This is a genomic window from Veillonellaceae bacterium (genome assembly GCA_012523975.1).
Classification (GTDB): domain Bacteria; phylum Bacillota; class Negativicutes; order JAAYSF01; family JAAYSF01; genus JAAYSF01.
This window is the reverse complement of sequence record JAAYSF010000085.1, coordinates 1-18,933: the sequence shown is the minus strand read 5'-3', so window position 1 is coordinate 18,933 and position 18,933 is coordinate 1. Positions and strand designations below refer to the sequence as shown.

Annotated in this window: 17 protein-coding genes; 8 read left to right on the top strand and 9 right to left on the bottom strand. The window is 42.7% G+C overall.

Features of this window, described 5'->3' with window-relative positions:
• Window positions 1–35 precede the first annotated feature (35 nt).
• The 5 genes from GX348_11505 to GX348_11485 are packed head-to-tail and all read right to left on the bottom strand — an operon-like array spanning window position 36 to window position 4,001.
• On the bottom strand, window positions 36–341 hold the full coding sequence (locus GX348_11505; protein NLP42782.1) for a hypothetical protein: 306 nt from the start codon (window positions 339–341) through the stop codon (window positions 36–38).
• Window positions 342–401: 60 nt separating this feature from the next.
• The gene (locus GX348_11500) at window positions 402–1,253 is read right to left on the bottom strand and encodes a glycosyltransferase family 2 protein (GenBank protein NLP42781.1); all 852 of its coding nucleotides are present in this window, start codon (window positions 1,251–1,253) and stop codon (window positions 402–404) included.
• Between the two features lie 3 nt (window positions 1,254–1,256).
• A complete protein-coding gene (locus GX348_11495; GenBank protein ID NLP42780.1) occupies window positions 1,257–2,345 on the bottom strand; it encodes a glycosyltransferase in 1,089 nt (362 codons plus the stop codon).
• 21 nt (window positions 2,346–2,366) lie between these two features.
• Window positions 2,367–3,167 (bottom strand): hypothetical protein, encoded by an 801-nt coding sequence (locus tag GX348_11490; GenBank protein NLP42779.1) that lies wholly within the window; start codon window positions 3,165–3,167, stop codon window positions 2,367–2,369.
• A 21-nt stretch (window positions 3,168–3,188) separates the two neighbouring features.
• Window positions 3,189–4,001, bottom strand: coding sequence for a hypothetical protein (locus GX348_11485; protein ID NLP42778.1), 813 nt, complete (start codon window positions 3,999–4,001; stop codon window positions 3,189–3,191).
• 265 nt (window positions 4,002–4,266) lie between these two features.
• Between GX348_11485 and GX348_11480 the strand changes: the two genes are divergently transcribed.
• The 7 genes from GX348_11480 (at window position 4,267) to GX348_11450 (ending at window position 10,460) form a co-directional block, all read left to right on the top strand.
• The gene (locus GX348_11480; GenBank protein NLP42777.1) at window positions 4,267–5,226 is read left to right on the top strand and encodes a glycosyltransferase family 8 protein; all 960 of its coding nucleotides are present in this window, start codon (window positions 4,267–4,269) and stop codon (window positions 5,224–5,226) included.
• Between the two features lie 173 nt (window positions 5,227–5,399).
• Window positions 5,400–6,065: an amino acid ABC transporter permease gene (locus tag GX348_11475; protein ID NLP42776.1), complete on the top strand. Its 666-nt coding sequence runs from the start codon at window positions 5,400–5,402 to the stop codon at window positions 6,063–6,065.
• On the top strand, window positions 6,046–6,723 hold the full coding sequence (locus GX348_11470; protein NLP42775.1) for an amino acid ABC transporter permease: 678 nt from the start codon (window positions 6,046–6,048) through the stop codon (window positions 6,721–6,723). The genes GX348_11475 and GX348_11470 overlap by 20 nt, the downstream gene beginning before the upstream one ends.
• Before the next feature lie 60 nt (window positions 6,724–6,783).
• A complete protein-coding gene (locus GX348_11465; GenBank protein ID NLP42774.1) occupies window positions 6,784–7,485 on the top strand; it encodes an amino acid ABC transporter ATP-binding protein in 702 nt (233 codons plus the stop codon).
• 27 nt (window positions 7,486–7,512) lie between these two features.
• A complete protein-coding gene (locus GX348_11460; GenBank protein NLP42773.1) occupies window positions 7,513–8,373 on the top strand; it encodes a transporter substrate-binding domain-containing protein in 861 nt (286 codons plus the stop codon).
• 413 nt (window positions 8,374–8,786) lie between these two features.
• Window positions 8,787–9,938 carry a hypothetical protein gene (locus tag GX348_11455; protein ID NLP42772.1) on the top strand — a complete coding sequence of 384 codons (1,152 nt, stop codon included), beginning with the start codon at window positions 8,787–8,789 and terminating at the stop codon, window positions 9,936–9,938.
• 3 nt (window positions 9,939–9,941) lie between these two features.
• Window positions 9,942–10,460 carry a hypothetical protein gene (locus GX348_11450; GenBank protein ID NLP42771.1) on the top strand — a complete coding sequence of 173 codons (519 nt, stop codon included), beginning with the start codon at window positions 9,942–9,944 and terminating at the stop codon, window positions 10,458–10,460.
• 101 nt (window positions 10,461–10,561) lie between these two features.
• Here GX348_11450 and GX348_11445 read toward each other — a convergent pair whose 3' ends face one another.
• Window positions 10,562–11,266 (bottom strand): hypothetical protein, encoded by a 705-nt coding sequence (locus GX348_11445; protein NLP42770.1) that lies wholly within the window; start codon window positions 11,264–11,266, stop codon window positions 10,562–10,564.
• 475 nt (window positions 11,267–11,741) lie between these two features.
• On the opposite strand from GX348_11445, the gene GX348_11440 reads away from it, so the two are divergent.
• Window positions 11,742–13,130 carry a hypothetical protein gene (locus tag GX348_11440; GenBank protein ID NLP42769.1) on the top strand — a complete coding sequence of 463 codons (1,389 nt, stop codon included), beginning with the start codon at window positions 11,742–11,744 and terminating at the stop codon, window positions 13,128–13,130.
• Window positions 13,131–13,169: 39 nt separating this feature from the next.
• Here GX348_11440 and GX348_11435 read toward each other — a convergent pair whose 3' ends face one another.
• The 3 genes from GX348_11435 to GX348_11425 form a co-directional block, all read right to left on the bottom strand.
• Window positions 13,170–13,898 carry a hypothetical protein gene (locus GX348_11435; protein ID NLP42768.1) on the bottom strand — a complete coding sequence of 243 codons (729 nt, stop codon included), beginning with the start codon at window positions 13,896–13,898 and terminating at the stop codon, window positions 13,170–13,172.
• 128 nt (window positions 13,899–14,026) lie between these two features.
• Complete coding sequence (locus tag GX348_11430; protein ID NLP42767.1) at window positions 14,027–16,840, bottom strand: hypothetical protein; 2,814 nt, start codon at window positions 16,838–16,840, stop codon at window positions 14,027–14,029.
• A gap of 144 nt (window positions 16,841–16,984) precedes the next feature.
• Window positions 16,985–18,933: hypothetical protein (locus tag GX348_11425; protein ID NLP42766.1), on the bottom strand; the 1,949-nt coding region annotated here is incomplete at its 5' end.

Genomic DNA, 18,933 nt, shown 5'->3' with positions numbered 1-18,933 from the left:
TCGCAGACCGCGTCATCGGGGGTTTAAATTTGAAACTATTTAGTGTCAGCAGTATTCTTAACAGCAATGGGCCTTTCCGCATTAGCTTTATCGGGTGAATTGCCGAGATGAGAGTTGTACTTGCTGTTGACAAATTTATTAAAAAGCTGTGCCGTGGTACCGCCGCCGCCGGTGATATATGCGAAGGTATCATAGTGCGGCCAGACTTGACCTTTGACCATTAGGTATGCGGAACATAACAAGAATGCGGCGAAGGCAATCAAGCTAAGAACCCGTGTCAAACTGGGAACGCCATTCTCATAGAGCATATTTTTAAAAAAATTGCAGCAATCTCTAAACACGCAAAAATCGCCTCCTGTCGGTAAGCTCATATAATCAAGTAATTAGTTTGTCATATGAATTCAGCTTTCGTGATATTGGCTGATAATATCGTCGGCGATACTTTGATATTTGCTGCGAATAACATCTCTGGGGCTCATACTGTTATAATCTTCTATCAGTTTTAGTTTAAGCGCAATCGAAAAGCGATACATTGCCATAAGTACAGCGACGCCTAGACCATATATACCGTCTTTCATGAACCCTTCTTCGCTGATAGCTATGTCTTGGATTTGTTTCATACTTTCTCTGAAGTCGTTTTCAAGATTAAAGGTTCTTCCGGATAAGTGAGCCGTTTCGGCCTCTATCGTTGTATAACAGTTTAATCTCTCAATAAATTGTTCAATATCAACGTAATTAAAATGAATCAGTGCCTGATCTTCCCCGGACAACCAGCCAATCTGGGCGTCAGGGCGGATTTGGGGGAAAGAGTGAATCTTAGGTGTATAGGTTATAAAGCTCTTTTTAAAGAACCGGCACTGCCGATCTTCGTCCGCGCCGCGCCGACTGCCTTTCATTAATTGTCCGAACAAATAATTAACCCTCGGAATTATAACAACATCGTACATATCTCTATTGACAATTGTTCGCAGCAAGTCGCGTGTTTTAATTGGGACAAGCTCGTCGGCGTCAATAACAAGCACCCATTCGTGAGAAGCTTGTTCAACAGCCCACTGGCGAGCCGGTTCGACATAACGGCAGCGCTCATGCATTAGGATTTTGTCAGTATACTTCCGGGCAATCTCAACTGTTTTGTCGTCACTGTACATATCTACTACGATTATTTCATCTGCCCACTTAACGCTTTCTAGGCAGTTGCCAATGTTATTTTCTTCATTTAGGGTATGGACTATCACTGAGATAGGCTTATTCATGCATTACCCTCCCAATAGACCCTGCAGGGCGGTATAAAAAGATTGAGAAAAGTGGTTTGGTGTGTAACGGGAATGGACAGTTTCTACTGCCTGCAAGGATTCTTTTTTCACCCAATTGAGGGGTTTTTTAGCAAAGGCTGTAAGGGTATCTTTGATACAATTTATACTACAGTCTTGAAAATGGAAAACTTCATCATCACTAAAGCCGCATGCGCGGCTCACGATTGGAATGAGTCCAGCCGACATGGCGGTTAGTACGCTGCCTGACATGCCTTCAGAACAGGAGGGCAGGACAAAGAAACTTGCAATCTGACGAATCTTTTCAAATAAATTGCTAGTTACATCAATTACCCCTACCGGCAGAATGTTAGGACACTGATAAAGCTCACGGCTATAGATAGCGCAGAAATCTTTTTCGGCCTCGTACTGACCGGCAATTACTAAACTGATATTCTGATTGCGTCCAAAGACCTCCAACAATAAGTCCAGTCCTTTTAAAGCTTGAGGATAGGTGGCCATATACAAGAAGGTGTTAGGTGTCTTTTTATTTAGCTCGCAAGCAGGGAAAAGATAGGCGGAATTTTTTATCATATAGATTTTATTGATTGGTAAATTATCGTAGGTGCTTCGGGTGAACTCGTTGCCAATCAGAAACATAGCGTCAAATGAGGCGATTTCGGGACCAAATGGCTGGACAATTGATTTTGGGCGCAGACGGGCATGGCGTCTGGCATTTAACGCACTGACACGAGCGCGTTGCTGTGTGTTCTGCCAATCAGGTCCGGCGCCGGTGCTGTAAAGTACCTTTATGCAGTTTGAAGCTAAGTTGTTTTGATATACCTTGTTGTTTTGCGGGTAAATATCAATCAGCAACTCATACTTTTTTCCAAGCTTGGTTTGCTGGTCATCATAATTAATTACGTCCACATTATAGTCGTAATGGCCAATTATTCTGGCTATCTCCGGCACCTGCCACATATTTTGATGGCGATGATAAAGCGGAGGACTGTGAAATGGTAGCGTGATATATTTTAACAGGCAGTTTCTTTTGTAGTGTGTACGATTTACGTTCTGCAGAAAGACTGAGCTCATGGAAACACCTCATTCTACTCGTTAATTGTTATTTGACTGATAAGCTTTTGTTTCCGAGCCGTGGATTATTATCGTCGGCATTAGCCAGAAGGCTTTAGCATGAAAACGTTGCATAAAATAGGTTAATTCCCAGTCGCAAGGAGCGGTAGGCGGGGTATTGAGATTAATTATTTCTCGGCAGAACCTATTGCTAATTAGATAGCCGCAGGCCGTACGGGTACGGGGTGGCTGAATTGAGAATAAACCGGGAATGACTTCAGGATCGTGCTCGCGAGGCGTAAGCCCCGCCCCGCCGGCTATATCGATGAAATCCCAGTCGGCCGGAGTATTGCTGAGTAAAGTTTCTAATTCCGTAATCGAAGTGTCTTTTAAAATAAAATCATCTTCTAAAATAATTCCAAACTTATAATTATTAGCAACTATTTTTTCATATGCGGCGCGATGCTTAAGAAGGATGCTTATCTCAAATATTCTTAAGTTGCGCGGCCTATATTGGGGAAAGTCGCACATTACTTTGGGTATTTGACTGTTTTTGACATATTCTTCAGCGCCTTCAATTAAGTAGGACCAGGGTGTATTTTGATACTGCGGGTCGATGCCTAACCGGTGAGCAATTAAAATTGCAAGCTGCGGCCTTAGTATTTCGTACCAATTATCTTCATTAAACTGATAGATATTGTTTAGCGAATGGCAGATTTGTTCTCGGTCAAAGTCAGTAATCCAATAAATCAGCTTATCGTTAGTTACAAAGTTATCAAAGATATAGTTGCGTCTATCAACATTCTTTTTGTAGTGCATTATAAAAAAGGCATAATCGTTCATCCAGATCACCTCGATTGTCAGTTACTTTTCGCGGTAATAACTATTGACGAACTCTATCAGGTCTTTATGTCGGTCATATTGATGGACGATGGCTGCAACAGGATTATTCTGAGTTACTATCTTGTTTTGCGGGTTAATCGTAATTTGATCTAGGTCTTCAAGAGCAAGCGTTAGAAAGATTCCGGCGCTGTTATCTGCAAAAGCGGCCGGCGTGACTTGGTTTGTGTATAGAAGATAATTATGAACGCCTTGGTCAATTAATTGAAAATAACCGCCCTGTAAGAAGATACAGGTAACCATTTTATCCAGATAACTGCACATTAAATCCACAGGGGCGATCGTTGTTCCTGAGCAGATAATTGGAAAGCCGCAGATAGCTTGGAATATATGGGATCCAAACTTAGCTAATATCCACCTAGTGTTGCATACATCGTCCCAAATCGATTTTCGCTTTGATTCAACGGCAACCGATATTTTGTCCGTTGGAAGATACCAGGGGAATGGCGCTGCCTGGAAGATTACGTCACGTACGTCGGTTAGTAAGACGAACCTGTATTTATCTTTATTTTGCTGTAAGTACATAAGGTACAGATAATAACGATAGTCATTAGGACTGATAATTTGCTCGAGGCCAATCCTTTGAAAAGGCACAACGGTAACACCATATTCCTGGATTTTTTGTTGGACGTTATCAGTGGTATTTGAAACGAAGATAACCACGTCGCCGCTAAAGCCAGATTTTCGAAGTGACACAAAAAATGGTTCTATCATATTCCAGTCATAATTCATAACCATGCCCATAATAAGATCCTTTGTTTGATCAGCACTCTCCATTTTAATCCCCCTGCTTTAGTTCACAGTCACTACTTTAGCCTATTCAGCAGCATAATTGATGGTGATAGTTAGTCGTATCATTGAGGAGTAACATTTGCCGTTTATGCATCATAAGCTAAGGTGTCACAAGATAAAGTTTGACTAAGCTTTAGATGGAGATTTTAACTCCACCTGAAGCTAGTCAAATTTATTCAGGGATTTAGACGCTGACAACTCCCGCTAAGAAGAAAGGAGTCTTACAGCGTACGGTATAGAAGGTGGGAGAATGAGCGAGATGTTGAGTTTTGATGTTAGACTAGACTATTTACTGCCGCAGCGTCAAGATGAGGTACATATTGCTTTTGCGGTTGATTCCAATTATGTCCAGCATATGGGAGTAGCAATTACGTCGATTATTGTGAATAATCCTAAGGTCAATTTTACTTTTTATATAATGTACGACACTATGTCTGAGGCTGATTTTGACAAACTCAAGAAACTCTCAGACATCTACCAGCAACCACTCCAGCTATTTAAAGTAACTTTCCCTAAGCTGTTTGACAGTCTAAAGACTATGCCGCATATTTCAAAGGCGGGGTACTATCGGTTAATGCTTCCTTACGTACTTCCGCAGTTTTTAGAAAAGGTAATATATTTAGATGCTGATTTAATCTGCTGCGGTGATATTACCTCTCTCTGGTCTACACCGATAGGAAACGCTCCAGCAGCCGCAAAACTTACTGATGCCTTTGAGGATCAGGCATTGCGTCTGGGACTTACTAAAGGTCAATACTTGAATTCCGGTGTAATGCTTATAAATTTGCCGGCGTGGCGCCAACAGGATATACCGAGACGGATTATTGAATTCATGATAACTTATCCAGATAAAATAGTATGGTTAGAACAAGATGCCATAGCAGTAGTGCTGGAGGGACAGATAGCTCCGCTTAATGACTGTTTCAATACAACAATCGACTGTGCTAAGGGCGACGGAACAATCGAAGAAAGCTCGGTAATTGTCCATTATGTAGGATCATGTAAACCGTGGCAGCGCTGGTGTCCTGACGAGAGAAAGCAAGTCTATTGGAAATATCTAAGACTGTCGCCTTGGCATGAAGCGGGGCCGGAGGAGCCGCAAAACATTATTCAGTACCTATATGCCGCACGTCTCGAGAATGCCAAGTCCAATCCGGCCGGGGTTGAGGAAATGCTAAGAAAAGTATTTGCAAGTTTGCCAGACTTCTGAGAAAATACTGCTTGACACTCTTATGCTAAGTGTTGTATTCTTTAATACAGTTACATAAAGTGTGCTGATCAGAAAAACTGAAGGCCAAAGTTTCTTATTGAAACTTGGCCTTTTTTGTTGTTTTCGATTGTATTTTAAATTCTGTAGAATTTGTTAAAGAGAGTGGTAAATAGATGGCTATTAACTGGGATTTTATAATAAGCGTTTTACCATTATACGAAAAAGCGGCCTGGCTCACGCTAAAACTGGCTTTTGGGGGAATAGTTGCGTCTCTGCTCATCGGCTTGTTGTGCAGCATTATCTTATATCAGCGGACAAAAGGGCTGAAGTGGCTGGTGAAAGCATATATAGAACTTTCACGTAACACACCGCTGCTCATTCAGCTATTCTTTTTATACTATGGTCTCGCTAAAGTCGGCGTAAAGCTTAGCGAGCAAACGTGTGCTGTTGTGGGTCTGGCCTTTCTAGGCGGAAGCTATATGGCCGAATCTTTCCGGGGCGGAATTGAATCGGTAAGTAAATCGCAAATTGAGTTAGGACTGAGCATTGGGCTTTCCAAGATGCAGTTAATGAGATATGTAATTCTTCCGCAAGCCTTTTCGGTAACGATACCATCCTTGGGAGCAAATTGTATCTTCTTATTAAAAGAAACATCAATTGTCGGCGCAATTGCGATTGCCGATCTTATGCATGTAACCCAGGATTTAATCGGGATGTATTATCAAACCTTTGAAGCGCTATTAATACTTGTAATAGCTTATCTTATCATGATCTTACCATTATCAGTCCTACTGACTTGGCTAGAGAGGAAGGTGCGCTATGCTGAGTTCGGGAATTAACGTGCTTGCTGAAGGCAGCAATATGGAGCGGCTGCTGAAAGGATTGTTAGTTACGGCGCAGATTGCCTTTGTTTCAATAATCATCAGTTCTTTTCTGGGCATTGCATTTGGTTTGGTTATGACAACAAAGTCAAAGGTAATAAGGCTTCTTAGCCGGTTTTATCTTGAAGCCTTTAGAATAATTCCCATTCTCGTATGGTTATTCCTGGTTTATTTTGGTATTACAAATATGTTCGACATTCATCTAGAGGGCGAAATAGTGGCTATCCTTGTGTTTAGTCTCTGGGGGGCTGCCGAGATGGGGGATATCGTCAGAGGAGCATTGGAGTCTTTGCCAAAACACCAGCAGGAATCTGGTAAGGCTCTTGGTCTCAGTTTATTGCAGCTGTATCGGTTCGTACTAATACCGCAGGCTATCCGCAGGATGCTGCCGGGCGCTATAAATCTGTCGACCAGAATGGTGAAAACTACTTCCTTGGTCGTTATGATTGGAGTTATCGATATCGTAAAGGTTGGGCAGCAGATTATCGAAGTGTCCAGTTTGAAAGTACCTACCGCATCTTTTTGGATATATGGGCTGATTTTTGTATTCTATTTTATAATTTGTTATCCGCTGTCAGCTTTTTCGAAGAAATTGGAAACTAAGTGGGAGAGTTAGGAGGTGGTTATTCTGAACGAAAATAAACAGGCACTGCTTGAAATACAGGGGTTGCGCAAAATGTATGGCTCAGCGGCACCGGTACTCGATGACATTAATCTAAGCATAAATAAGGGCGAGGCTGTTGTTGTCTTGGGGCCGTCGGGATGTGGAAAGAGCACCTTGCTCAGGTGTTTGAATGGTCTGGAAAGTGTTCAGGGCGGCGACATTAAGTTTTCCGGAAAAAGTTTAACCGGAAAAGATGTCAGTTGGCAGGAAATACGACAAAAGATAGGCATGGTGTTCCAAAGTTATGACCTGTTTCCGCATATGACAGTTATGGAAAACATCATTTTGGGACCGGTGAAAGTACAAAAGCGCCAAGAAAAGGAGGTGTTGGAACAAGCAGCTCAGCTGCTTGACAGAGTAGGGCTGCTTAATAAAAAGGACGTCTATCCGCGTCAGCTTTCCGGGGGACAAAAACAACGTATTGCTATTGTCAGGGCTTTGTGTATGAATCCCGAAATTATGCTTTTTGATGAGGTTACAGCCGCTCTTGATCCCGAAATGGTACGAGAGGTTTTGGACGTAATTCTAGGACTTGCCAAGCAAGGCATGACAATGTTAATTGTTACCCACGAAATGGGTTTCGCCAAGGCGGTTGCCGACCGCATTGTTTTTATCGATTCCGGTAAAATATGCGAAGTAGCCAAGCCGGATGAGTTTTTTACTAATCCTAAAACAGAGCGCGCCAAGCAATTTTTAAATATATTTCAGTACTAATATTAAAATTGGAGAGGAAGAACTATCATGAACATTAAAAAAATTATTGCCCTGGTTTTAAGTACTTTATTAATGGCAGGAGTGTTGGCAGGCTGCGGATCAACTGCCGGCACTAAAACAGATTCAGCAAATAAAAGCAGTATTGAAGAAATTACGAAACGCGGCACCATTAAAATTGGCGTATTCGGCGACAAACCGCCGTTCGGCTATGTTGATGCCAATGGCAAAAACCAAGGTTATGATGTCTATATTGCCAAGCGTTTTGCCAAGGATCTTTTAGGCGATGAATCAAAAGTAGAGTTTGTATTGGTCGAAGCAGCCAGTCGGGTTGAGTATTTACAAGCTAATAAAGTTGATATAATTTTAGCGAACTTTACCGTTACCGATGAACGCAAACAAAAAGTTGACTATGCCAACCCGTATATGAAGGTTGCGCTTGGCATAGTATCTTCAGACGGCACTCCTATTACTTCGGTTGAGCAATTAAAAGGCAAGAAGCTGATTGTTAATAAAGGTACTACGGCTGAAATGTACTTTACTAAGAATCATCCCGACATTGAACTTTTAAAATTTGATCATAATACCGAGGCTTTCGAGGCGCTAAAAGATAAACGCGGCGTTGCTTTAGCCCACGATAATACCTTGCTTTTTGCCTGGGCAAAAGAAAACCCTGGCTACACTGTCGGCATTTCAACCTTAGGCAACCTTGATACTATTGCTCCTGCCGTTAAAAAAGGCAATAAAGAACTTCAGGATTGGATTAATAAAGAATTAGAAGCTTTGGGCAAAGAAAAGTTTATGCATAAAGCATACGAGGCAACTTTAAAGCCTGCCTACGGCGATTCGATTAATCCGGAAGATATAGTAGTCGAAGGCGGAAAGCTATAATAACAGCAAGTCCGTAAATTTAGTGGTAAAGCTGCTTCTGACCTGTATAATGCAGGCGGGGCAGCTATTTAGTCTACCAGATTTTCTAAATATAATTTTGGTGACATAAGCGCAACAAGCGACTGTGCTTTCGCAAAGCGCGGCGCAAGTCGGGTTTCTAATAGTAGCAGCGGCAACTTGGTTTTCATATAATGGAATATAAATGGAGACTTAATTCAGATGGCGTTTTAACGCCACCTGAATTCTAGTCGAAATTATCCAGGGACTTAGCTGCTCTTACTCCCGCTGTTAGAAGCGGGAGTCTTAAGCGGATTAGTCATCGGATAAAATTCTGTGATGCTCAATGTTTGATATATGGTGAGAACTCGGTGCTATACTGACGGCAGTTCAGTGCTAGAGCTACTGCCCGATGAATGGAAAAGAAGGTGAATGCTGTGGCGGATTACGGAGAAATCCGGGAAACGGTAGTTTATGCGCATAATGCGCGCTCAAGTATACCTTTTTCAACGGTTTTAGTTGAGGGCGGTACAGTAGATTTAGCGACCGTCAAGTTAGATTTATCAAACGGTTTTGGCGGAGTGCTGTTACAGGGGGAAGTTAATTGGAGTGCTGCTTTTACTATCCCGCCTTCAGAAGAATTAGATGAAAACGGCTTTGCTGAAGTAACTTTTCAGCTAGTGAGGGAGGGGGAAGTCATCTACCAGGTGACGCAAACCCTGCGGCAAAAAGATTTCGGGGTTGCTGCTGTTACGCAAACAACCACAACCTACGAAGTAGCGTCCTTATTATATTTTGATAATAACTCGTTGCTGAGTCAGGACAAGGAAATTACTTATACTTTGCGAGCTGCCGATATAGCCTTATTTACGCAAACCGGCGTTTTTTCAGGTGACGAGGTTCCCGTCGTTACAGCTGCAGCGGGGGCAGTTACACTTATTGCGCAAGAAACAGAAGCCTGGACTCGCAGTGAGTCGGCAGATGAAAATAATGAGCCGGAAATTAACGGTGTCGAAAAGGTATTTATTAATCAAAGTAGTGCGCCAATGCCCGCAACTATCCCGTTAGTTACGGCGCTGCCGGAAGGAGAGACAGTTGAATTAGCCTGCCTGGAAGTGGGGGCGGACGATAAAGAGGGCATATTCCTGACGGCATTAGTCAACTGGTGCCTAAGAGTAACAAGCAATGAGGAGCCGGCCAAGATTATATCGTCTGGCTTAGCTAACGTTACATTTGAACTATTGCGCAACGGAACAATAATTTATCGCACAACCCAAACAGCGGTACAGACTTTCATCGCCGAAGCGACAGGTTCAATCGAGACGGCAACCTTTGAAATTGCAGATTTAAGTTATCTGGATATGCCGCTAGCCGGGGAAATAGAATCGGGCATAAATACTTACATTTTAAGGGCTTCCAATACAACGATAATCGACCCTGTCATGGCTGACGGGTCGTCGGTTTCAATTGCTGCAAGCGTCGGGCCGGTAACTTTGGCAGCTCAACTAATTGAGCGAGATAATGTCAAAAAGAAAAGCAAGCATAGGCATATGAAAAGGAGGCGGTAGCGGATGGTTGAGTTTACAAAGGTCCGTAAAGTTATGAACAAAGAAAGAAGTTCTGTTTTACCGCCTTCTAATTCCTTGCCAGCAGGAAAGACTGTTGAGTTGGCTAAAGCTAAGATTAATCTCAAGCATAAACCATCCGGCGTGCTGCTGTATGCTAATGTCAATTGGAGCGCCACATTTAACGACAGCGCAGACGGCAGTTGGGCTGAAACGACCTTTGAACTGCTGCGGGACGGCTCAGTAATATATCACGTTCATCAGAGCGCTATACGGGGGGAAAGCAAAGGCGCTGAAACATCGTCAGCCACTGTTTTTCGCAATGCCGTCCTTCTTTATTTTGATACTGTACCGGCAATTGATAAGATTGGTAAGGTAACTTACACCCTGCGGGCGACTAATATTATCGTTGCCGCTCTAAACGGAGAACATGATGCGACTACAACAGTCAATGCAGGAGCAGTCATATTGACGGCCCAGCAGATTGAGGCTTGTCTCCCCGATAACGAGCAAGCTGCCGATTAGACTTATCAACTAATAGAAGCGCTGTCGACTATCGACAGCGCTTCTTCGTCTACCGGAATTTATAAATCATGCCCTATCACTAACGGACGGTTTATAGGCAGTTATGGCAGAATTACCTGGGTTAGGGTTCTTAGATTGCTCCATACTCTAAAAGTTTCTAGCAAGACGATGAACCCAAGTGGGAAGGCCGGTCCGAAGACTAAAACTACGCCGAGGAAAACAGTGGGCGGGAATATACTGGTACCGGTGCTGATTACTGATACACAATCATCAATTTCACCAAGCTGACCGCCAATGGTCCATCCGCCAAGTGTTGTAATAGCAATGTTTTGACCTTCTAATTCACATAGTTCTTCAAGTAACTCACACTGCTGGCGGCCTGGGACAACTGCTGACGCCTCGCTTCTCATACCTTGGGTTCCGGTAGTAATTTGTTCTACGATTGATTGTACGGCGGGAGGAACGGTGGAATCTGTTGTTACGCCGTTTGAGCACAATAGCGGTAATAGCGGTGAAACTATAAAAGGACCTTCGATAACATGGGCAATGTCGCATACATCAATAAATATTTGGCTTACTATTAACGGCAGGGGCAGAGTTCCGTTAGGCGGACGAAACTGAACAAAGTTCAAGGAAGTTACGCCTATCGGAGGTACGACGCTAAGGACACAGTCATCAATCCTGGCAATACGGCCAAAGACAGCAGACCCGTCAACCATTAAAAGCAATACATTCCTATCTTTAAGATCACATAACTGTTTTACAAATTCTATATTACACAGGTGATGTAATGGTGTTTTACTCATGGATTTAAACCTCCTTGCATATGATTTAGATTACTTTATATAACCTATGAGAATTTAACTAAATATGTTACAAAAGCAGTGTTGTTTAGAATATTTTAAGGGAAAGCAATACTAAAAATCTCATAGATAACTTTGAAATAAAGTCAAATTGAGGCCATCCTGAATAGTATACATTAGAAAGATTATGTAGTTTAACATTTGGGGGGGATGGTTTTTGAAAAACAGAATGAACAGTTATGAGGATATCAGGGATTACTTGGAAAGGGAAACCGGCAATGTAGTGGAACTAGGTTTAAACAATCAGATATTCGTAGTTGGAAAAGTAAGTTATGTAGACAATGATATTGTAATGCTGGAAAATGCGTCATTAAGCAACCCGGCAAGATTTCACACGGCATTTCCCGAATACATTGTAAGCTTGAATTCGATAACGAGCTGGGGGTTGGCAAACCAACTTTTAAGCCCGGCTCCTAATATTGGCGGATTCAGGAAAATTACGCCGGTTAGAGGTTTTGATTCAGCAAACCGTGATAACGCTAAGCAAAATAACTATGCTTGGTCGATGGCTGAATTAGGAGAGTATCTTTATGTCGGTACTGCCAGGAATATACCCTACTCAATCCTAAGCAATCAAATATTTGGCGATATCCCAATACCTGAAATTCTTATACCGCAGAACCCGGATTTTGCAGGTGAGATATGGCGCTACAAGAAGGATGGATCTGAGTCGTGGCAAAGAGTATACAAAGCGCCGCAGGATCCAATGAATATAGGTTTCCGGTTTATGGTCAATTATAACAATGCATTGTATGCCGGCGCACTCACCCCATTAAGTCCTAACGTAATAATTCTAAAGTCGACCGACGGTTTAACTTGGAATACCTTGCCGCAAAGCGTACAGGGATTCTCAACCCGGTATATGGTTGAACATAACGGCGTTTTGTATATGGGTGCTCTCCCACTGATGGGTGTTGCCGCAGCAGCGCTGTTCTCCAGCACTGATCCGGAAAATAACGGCTGGACTCAAATTGATTTAAACGGCGATCCAGATAAAAACCCGCGCGGCAATGTTGACGTGCTGTTAAGCTTTAATGGTCACCTATATGTTGGCACGGCGCTTCCGACAGGCTTTGAGCTTTGGAGAACAAATGGGGCCACACCACAAAAAGATGATTGGGTTTTGGTAGTTGATAAGGGTGCCGGTGATGCCCGTAATGAGCATCCATGGTCACTTGATGTGTTTAATGATTATATATATATAGGAACGGCAATAGAGGTCGGGATAAGAAGCATAAATCCGGACGATCCTATCGTGCCGCCTAAGGGCTTTGACGTTATTAGAGTAAGCAAAGATGATAGATGGGAACTTGTTATTGGCGGTAAACCGGTTGTGCCGACCCAACCTATTACCGGTGTGCGCGGGCAGGCTTTAAGCGGTTTTCCATCCGGATTCGGGGATATAACCAACGGCTATTGCTGGCAGATTCAAGCTTTTAATGGCGAGTTGTATCTTGGAACATGGAGCTGGAATGATCTTATTCCGATATACGTTCCCTATTTCCCGGCACTGCTTGACGAGCTTTTGCCGCAGGTTGGGAGTTTGTCACCTTTCCTCGATTTCCTCAGCTCAGTATTCAATCCGGGAATTACCGAGCTGCTTTATACTCTTGGCGCGCGAAGAATAGGCTGTGACTTATGGAAAACAAGAGACGGGGTGCATTGGGTGCCGGTATCGCTTAACGGATTGTGCAATCGCTATAACTACGGCATTAGGACGTTATTTGTCTCGTCTGAGGGAACTTTATATTTAGGAACGGCAAATCCATTTCAAGGCTGTGAAGTATGGGAAAAAAGAGCAGATTAAAAGAAAAAACTGTCGGCTTGCCGACAGTTTTTTTGTTAGCTAGGGGAGAATTACCTGGGTTAAAGTCTTGAGATTGCTCCAAACTCTGAAAGTGCCTAGCAGAACGATAAACCCAAGCGGGAAGGCAGGGCCGAAGACAAGGACGACACCGAGGAATACAATTGGCGGGAAGATACTGGTGCCGGTGCTGATAAGGGATACACAATCATCGACTTCGCCTAACTGGCCGCCAATCGTCCATCCGCCGAGTGTGGTAATAGCAATATTTTGGCCTTCCAAGTCGCAAAGTTCTTCAAGCAGTTCATGCTGCTGACGGCCTGGGAGAGCAGCTGACGGCTCGCTCCGGAATCCTTGGGCGCCCGTACCGGTAGTGATTTGCTCGATAATCGACTGAACTGCAGGCGGAATTTGGGTTCCTGCCGCATCTACGCCGTTTGGGCCTATTCCGCCTGGTAAGTGTAACGGGAACAGCGGCGAGAAAACAAACGGGCCTTCGATAGCATGGGCAATGTCACATACATCAATGAATATTTGACTGAGGATTAGCGGTAATGGCAGTGTTCCATTCGGCGGACGGAATTGAACAAAGTTTAATGCTGTTACACCTACAGGGGGAACGACGCTAAGCACACAATCATCAATACGGGCAATACGGCCAAATACTGCTGAACCGTCGACCATTAATAACAATACGTTCCTATCCTGAAGGTCACAAAGCTGTTTTACGAATTCCCTATTACAGAAGTGATGTAGGGGTGTATTACTCATTAAGATCTTCCTCCTTATGTTTAGTGGATATGTTTGCTCTATTATAATTTATGAAGATGAAACTTGATGTGTTACTAAAACAATTACTTAAACCGCAACTTCTCAAATTTAATACATAATATGGTTTACTAAAGCGCAACTTCCTGTGACAATTTATCAATAATCGTCAATGTCTCATTAGCGTAACGGGTCATGGTTTCGGGCGATAGGTCAAAGGGTGGATGAAAATGAGAGCTTAGAGCCATGCCAAGGTTAATCCAGGTTATAGCATCAGCGGTTTGGGGGTGTTTTACGTGCAGGACTACAGGAGCTGTTACTCGCTTTACAGGCACTTTTCGCATAAGCGGCACAATTACAGCCCAATAATCTAGCCATGGGAGGCCAAGGCAGAAGTTCTGCTCAGGGTAATACTGGAGTATTTCGCGATCAAAGAAAAAGTAATCAAAGCCGCTATTATAAAATTGACCTTCCGGCGATGACAGTGAATCAACATCGACCCTTGAACCGAAAATAAATGAGTCAGGTGCCTCTTTTTTGATAAAGTCATAAAAACTATTATTCAATAGGCAAATGTCTGGGTTGATAATTCCGCAAAGCGGGATTTCGCGGTTTTTGAAATATGACAGTAAATCATCAAAATAGACCAAAGGTTTACCGTATTGCTGACGTCCGTCGCGCGGCGCAGCAATAAATTCGACATCCGGAAATTGATGCTGTAAGGCGGCGATTGAATCGAGCGGATTAACAGAAACAAGGCGGAACCCGGCAGTTTGCCAAGTTCGCATAGCGATTTTTTGAATGTTGACATTTTCCAGACTCAGCGAAGTAGCGATAGTGATAGCATCGGTGTTTCTATGGTACTCGCCGGAAAACTTCCATGTACGGCGGGCCGTTTCCTCAAGCTCAGCCCGGCTGCATTCCTGCTGATAAATGTCGGTAAGGGCCTGTTCGTAATCAGGTTGGGCGGCGGGGCCATTAAATAGGACGTCTTCAACCTTAGCTGTTATTTGCTCGCTTATCCATTTACGCAAGTTCTCATCATTAGCAAAACGTACTGCCCAGTCGATATATTCCTGCTCATTGGCGGCAATACCCTCATTGATATTAAGGGCTCGGAGCAAGCCTGCCCCCCAGCGGCTGCGAGCCAGCTCACCTTCTTGAGTAACTATGGGGAGCCCGGCGTGCAGCGCTTCCATGTTTGTCGTCCAACCGCCATAAGGATAGCTGTCCAACTGAATATCGGCAATGGCCAGCAAGCCAAGGACATGCTTTGTCTGGCCGATTGGCGGCAAAATGAGTAAGCGATTATTAACTCCGGCATCGCGGGCCTTGCCGATTATGCGTTCAGTAAAAACTCGGTCAATGCTAGCATGGGTCGCAAAGGGCTTTAAGACTATCCATGCGTTCGGAGCCTGTTTAAGAATTTCAACAAAGAGCTCGTCGCGGAGATGACCGTGCTTAATGCCATTAGCACACGAGATAAAAACAACAGCATCTTCAGGTATACCTAATTCCTCACGGGTTACCTGTGGGTCAGGGGTCATAGGCAGGTACTGGGCGGCACCGGATTTTGGCAGTGTTATAAGCTTTTCGCGATAATGCTGCTGCGCATTCGGTGCTTCGAAGTCGCCGCTGATGTAGTATTGAATAGTCGGCATACCGGTAGAAGTCCCGTGCCCAACCAAGGCGCACTGAATAGGGGCTAGCTGCAGGCCTGACAAAATATAAGTAACAGGGTCCATGCCAATATCGGTGTATATTAGGATATCTAAGTCGTTCTCCCTAATTTTTCCGATAATGCCGGGAAAGTCTGTCATGTTTTCAAGGCGGATAAATTTGTCGCTATGTTGCTCGAACATATCTGAGACATTGTCATGATAATCGCCGAGCGCAAAGGTAATTATCTCGAATTTATCAGGATTATGATTAACAACTCGATTGATCATATAACAGCTAACGGCCTGTTTGTAAAAGTTGCGCGAGATGTAGCCGATTCTGATTTTTTCACCTTTGCTCAAATCCTTGCGGACAAGTTTAGGTTTTGGTTGAGGCATCGCCCGGTTAATTGTGAAGCTGATAAAATCGCCGAATGCGGCAAGAGCGTTCAGGTTATTGCCGCCGATATAGGAACCTCGCCACAAACCGGTCATGACTTCCTGGACAAAGGTAAGAAAGAACATAGTAGAGAGAATTTCCGGATGACGGGTAATAGCCCGGCAGAGGTTGGGAATATATTTCATAAGCTTTTGACGGTGTTTTTCTTCAGCGTTAAAGTAAGGTGTATTTACCATCCAGTAGACGATAATTGCCTTATAACAAAATGGAATGGGGGCGGTAATCAGCTGTTCTGAGTCAATATTAAAATCGTCGGCCGAAAAGGGATCATACATACTGGCGGCAACCAATCCTTTGTACCCGCTGTGCCTGCATTGCTCCAGTAATTCTTCTTCCGGGTGGGTAGGGTTCCAGTAGAGATTCATGGCGGCAAAAGGCTCAAAAAAGAGCATACGCCATATAGCTAGTAACATTCGTTGATGTTCGTCGCTGAGTTTTTCAACTTCACTAAATGGAACAAGAATTACAAATTCACGCAATTTTTGGCGCAGATTAAGGCAAAAATGGATAAGGGCAATTTTCTCATTGGGCGATAAATGGCCGTTGCGGCTTTCGAGCTTGCGGGCATTAAACCACTCTTTTACAAGGTCCCAGAACTGTGAGATGTCGATTGCAGGTGAGATGCTTTTAATGATTTGGCAAAAAAAGAGATCGATAAAAATACATTTTTCTTCTTCGCTGGCGAAGTTTTCCTCGTTTACGATTCGATTGAACTCTTGACATACATATGGCCAACCGCATTCAGCTGCGGCAGCAATGGTATCAGTTATATTGTACTTCTCGAGAATTTCATCAAGGGAATTTAGATTGTTTTCAGTTGCGCACATTTTTCGGCCTCCTACCATCAGATGGATATAGCACTCGTGGTATATTATTCATAAAGCGGCGGATATGTGAAATGCCCCGCTGTACGGGGCATTTCACACAAACGCTATATTCTAAATGATTGGTTCATTCGATACTACAGCGGATTAATCGACGGGGCAAGGTGTATTAAACACCCGGGCGAGGAAGTCGCCGCTTTTAAACGTATTTGCGGAAACTAGATCTCCATTAGGTTCCGAAGATGCGGTAAATACATAGATGCCTGGAACAATTCCTGAAATGGTAACTTCGTAGTTATTCAGTTTCGGATCCATTTCTCCTGGTCCGAATATTTCAATGGATTGTTCATTTGAGCAGCGCGGTGCCACGTTAAACGAATTAGTGAAGAAGCAATTTGCCGGGCAGACCCCATAATTCCAAACTGTCCAAGAAACGTTGACGGCATTTGGCGAAGTATTAATAACCTTAAACACCATGCATCTGGCTTCCATACTGCGGATGACTGCTCCGGTTGTCAAATCGAATACTTGACCAGGTATTTCATTGACTAGCATCTTTATTTCATTCTTAATTTCGCAGAGGCCGAATTCGCTGTTATTTACACTGTTATTAATCTGGTTTACAGTGTTGTTAATTTGGTTGAAAATACTCGTGTTGACATTGAAGGATAGGTTGCCGACAATATTTTCAATATTGCGTACTTCATTCTTTATTTCGTTAAGACCAAATTCGCTATTGGTTATTAGTATTGTGTGATTCTCGATATTGCGGATTTCATTCTTAATTTCGTTTAAGCCGAAGATGTCGCTGTTGACGGAGTTATTTATAAGATTGACGGTATTGTTGACTTCATTGAAGATATTGGTATCAAAGTTAAAGGAGAGGTTGCTGACAATATTTTCAATATTACGAACTTCGCTCTTTATTTCGTTAAGGCCGAATTCGCTATTGGTAATTAAAACAGTGTGATTCTCAATGTTACGGATTTCGTTCTTAATTTCATTGAGGCCAAAGATATTGCTGTTGACAGAATTGTTGATCAGGTTGACGGTATTGTTGATTTGATTGAAGATAGAAGTATCAACATTGAAAGACAGGTTACCGACAAGGTTTTCAATATTACGGACTTCATTTTTAATCTCGTTAAGACCAAAGATATTGTTGGTAATGAGTGTAGTGTGGTTTTCAATGTTTCTGATCTCATTTTTAATTTCGTTCAGTCCAAAGACGTTATTAGTGATTAGGGTAGTATGGTTTTCAATGTTGCGGATTTCGTTCTTAATTTCATTTAAGCCGAAGATGTTGCTGTTGACAGAGTTGTTAATTTGGTTAACTGTATTATTAATCTGATTGAAAACGTTAATATTTATATTGCCGACGACATTTTCGATGTTTCGTACTTCGTTCTTGATTTCATTGAGGCCAAAGATATTGTTAGTTATCAATATTGTATGGTTTTCAATATTCCTAACTTCATTCTTAATTTCATTGAGGCCAAAAATGTTGTTGGTGATAAGCGAGGTATGGTTCTCAATGTTGCGAATTTCATTTTTGATTTCATTTAAGCCGAAGATGTTGCTGTTGACAGAGTTGTTAATTTCGTTGACGGTATTATTGATTTGATTGAAAATGTTGATATTTACATTGCTGGCAAAGTTTTCAATGGCGCGAATTTCATTCTTGATTTCGTTAAGGCCAAAGACTGTGTTAGTAATTAGAACGGTATGATTTTCGATATTGCGGATTTCATTCTTGATTTCGTTGAGACCGAAAACATTGTTAGTGATGAGCGTAGTGTGATTCTCAATATTGCGAATTTCGTTCTTAATCTCATTGAGGCCGAAGATATTGCTGTTGACAGAATTGTTAATTTGGTTGATTACATTGCTCTGATTAAAAATATTGATATTAATGTTACTAACGACATTTTCAATGCTGCGGACTTCGTTTTTAATTTCATTTAGTCCGAATATGTTATTAGTAATCAGCACAGTGTGATTTTCAATGTTGCGGATTTCATTTTTGATCTCATTGAGGCCGAAAGCACCGTTATTAACGCTCTCATTGATTATGCGTACAGTATTTTCAATATCTC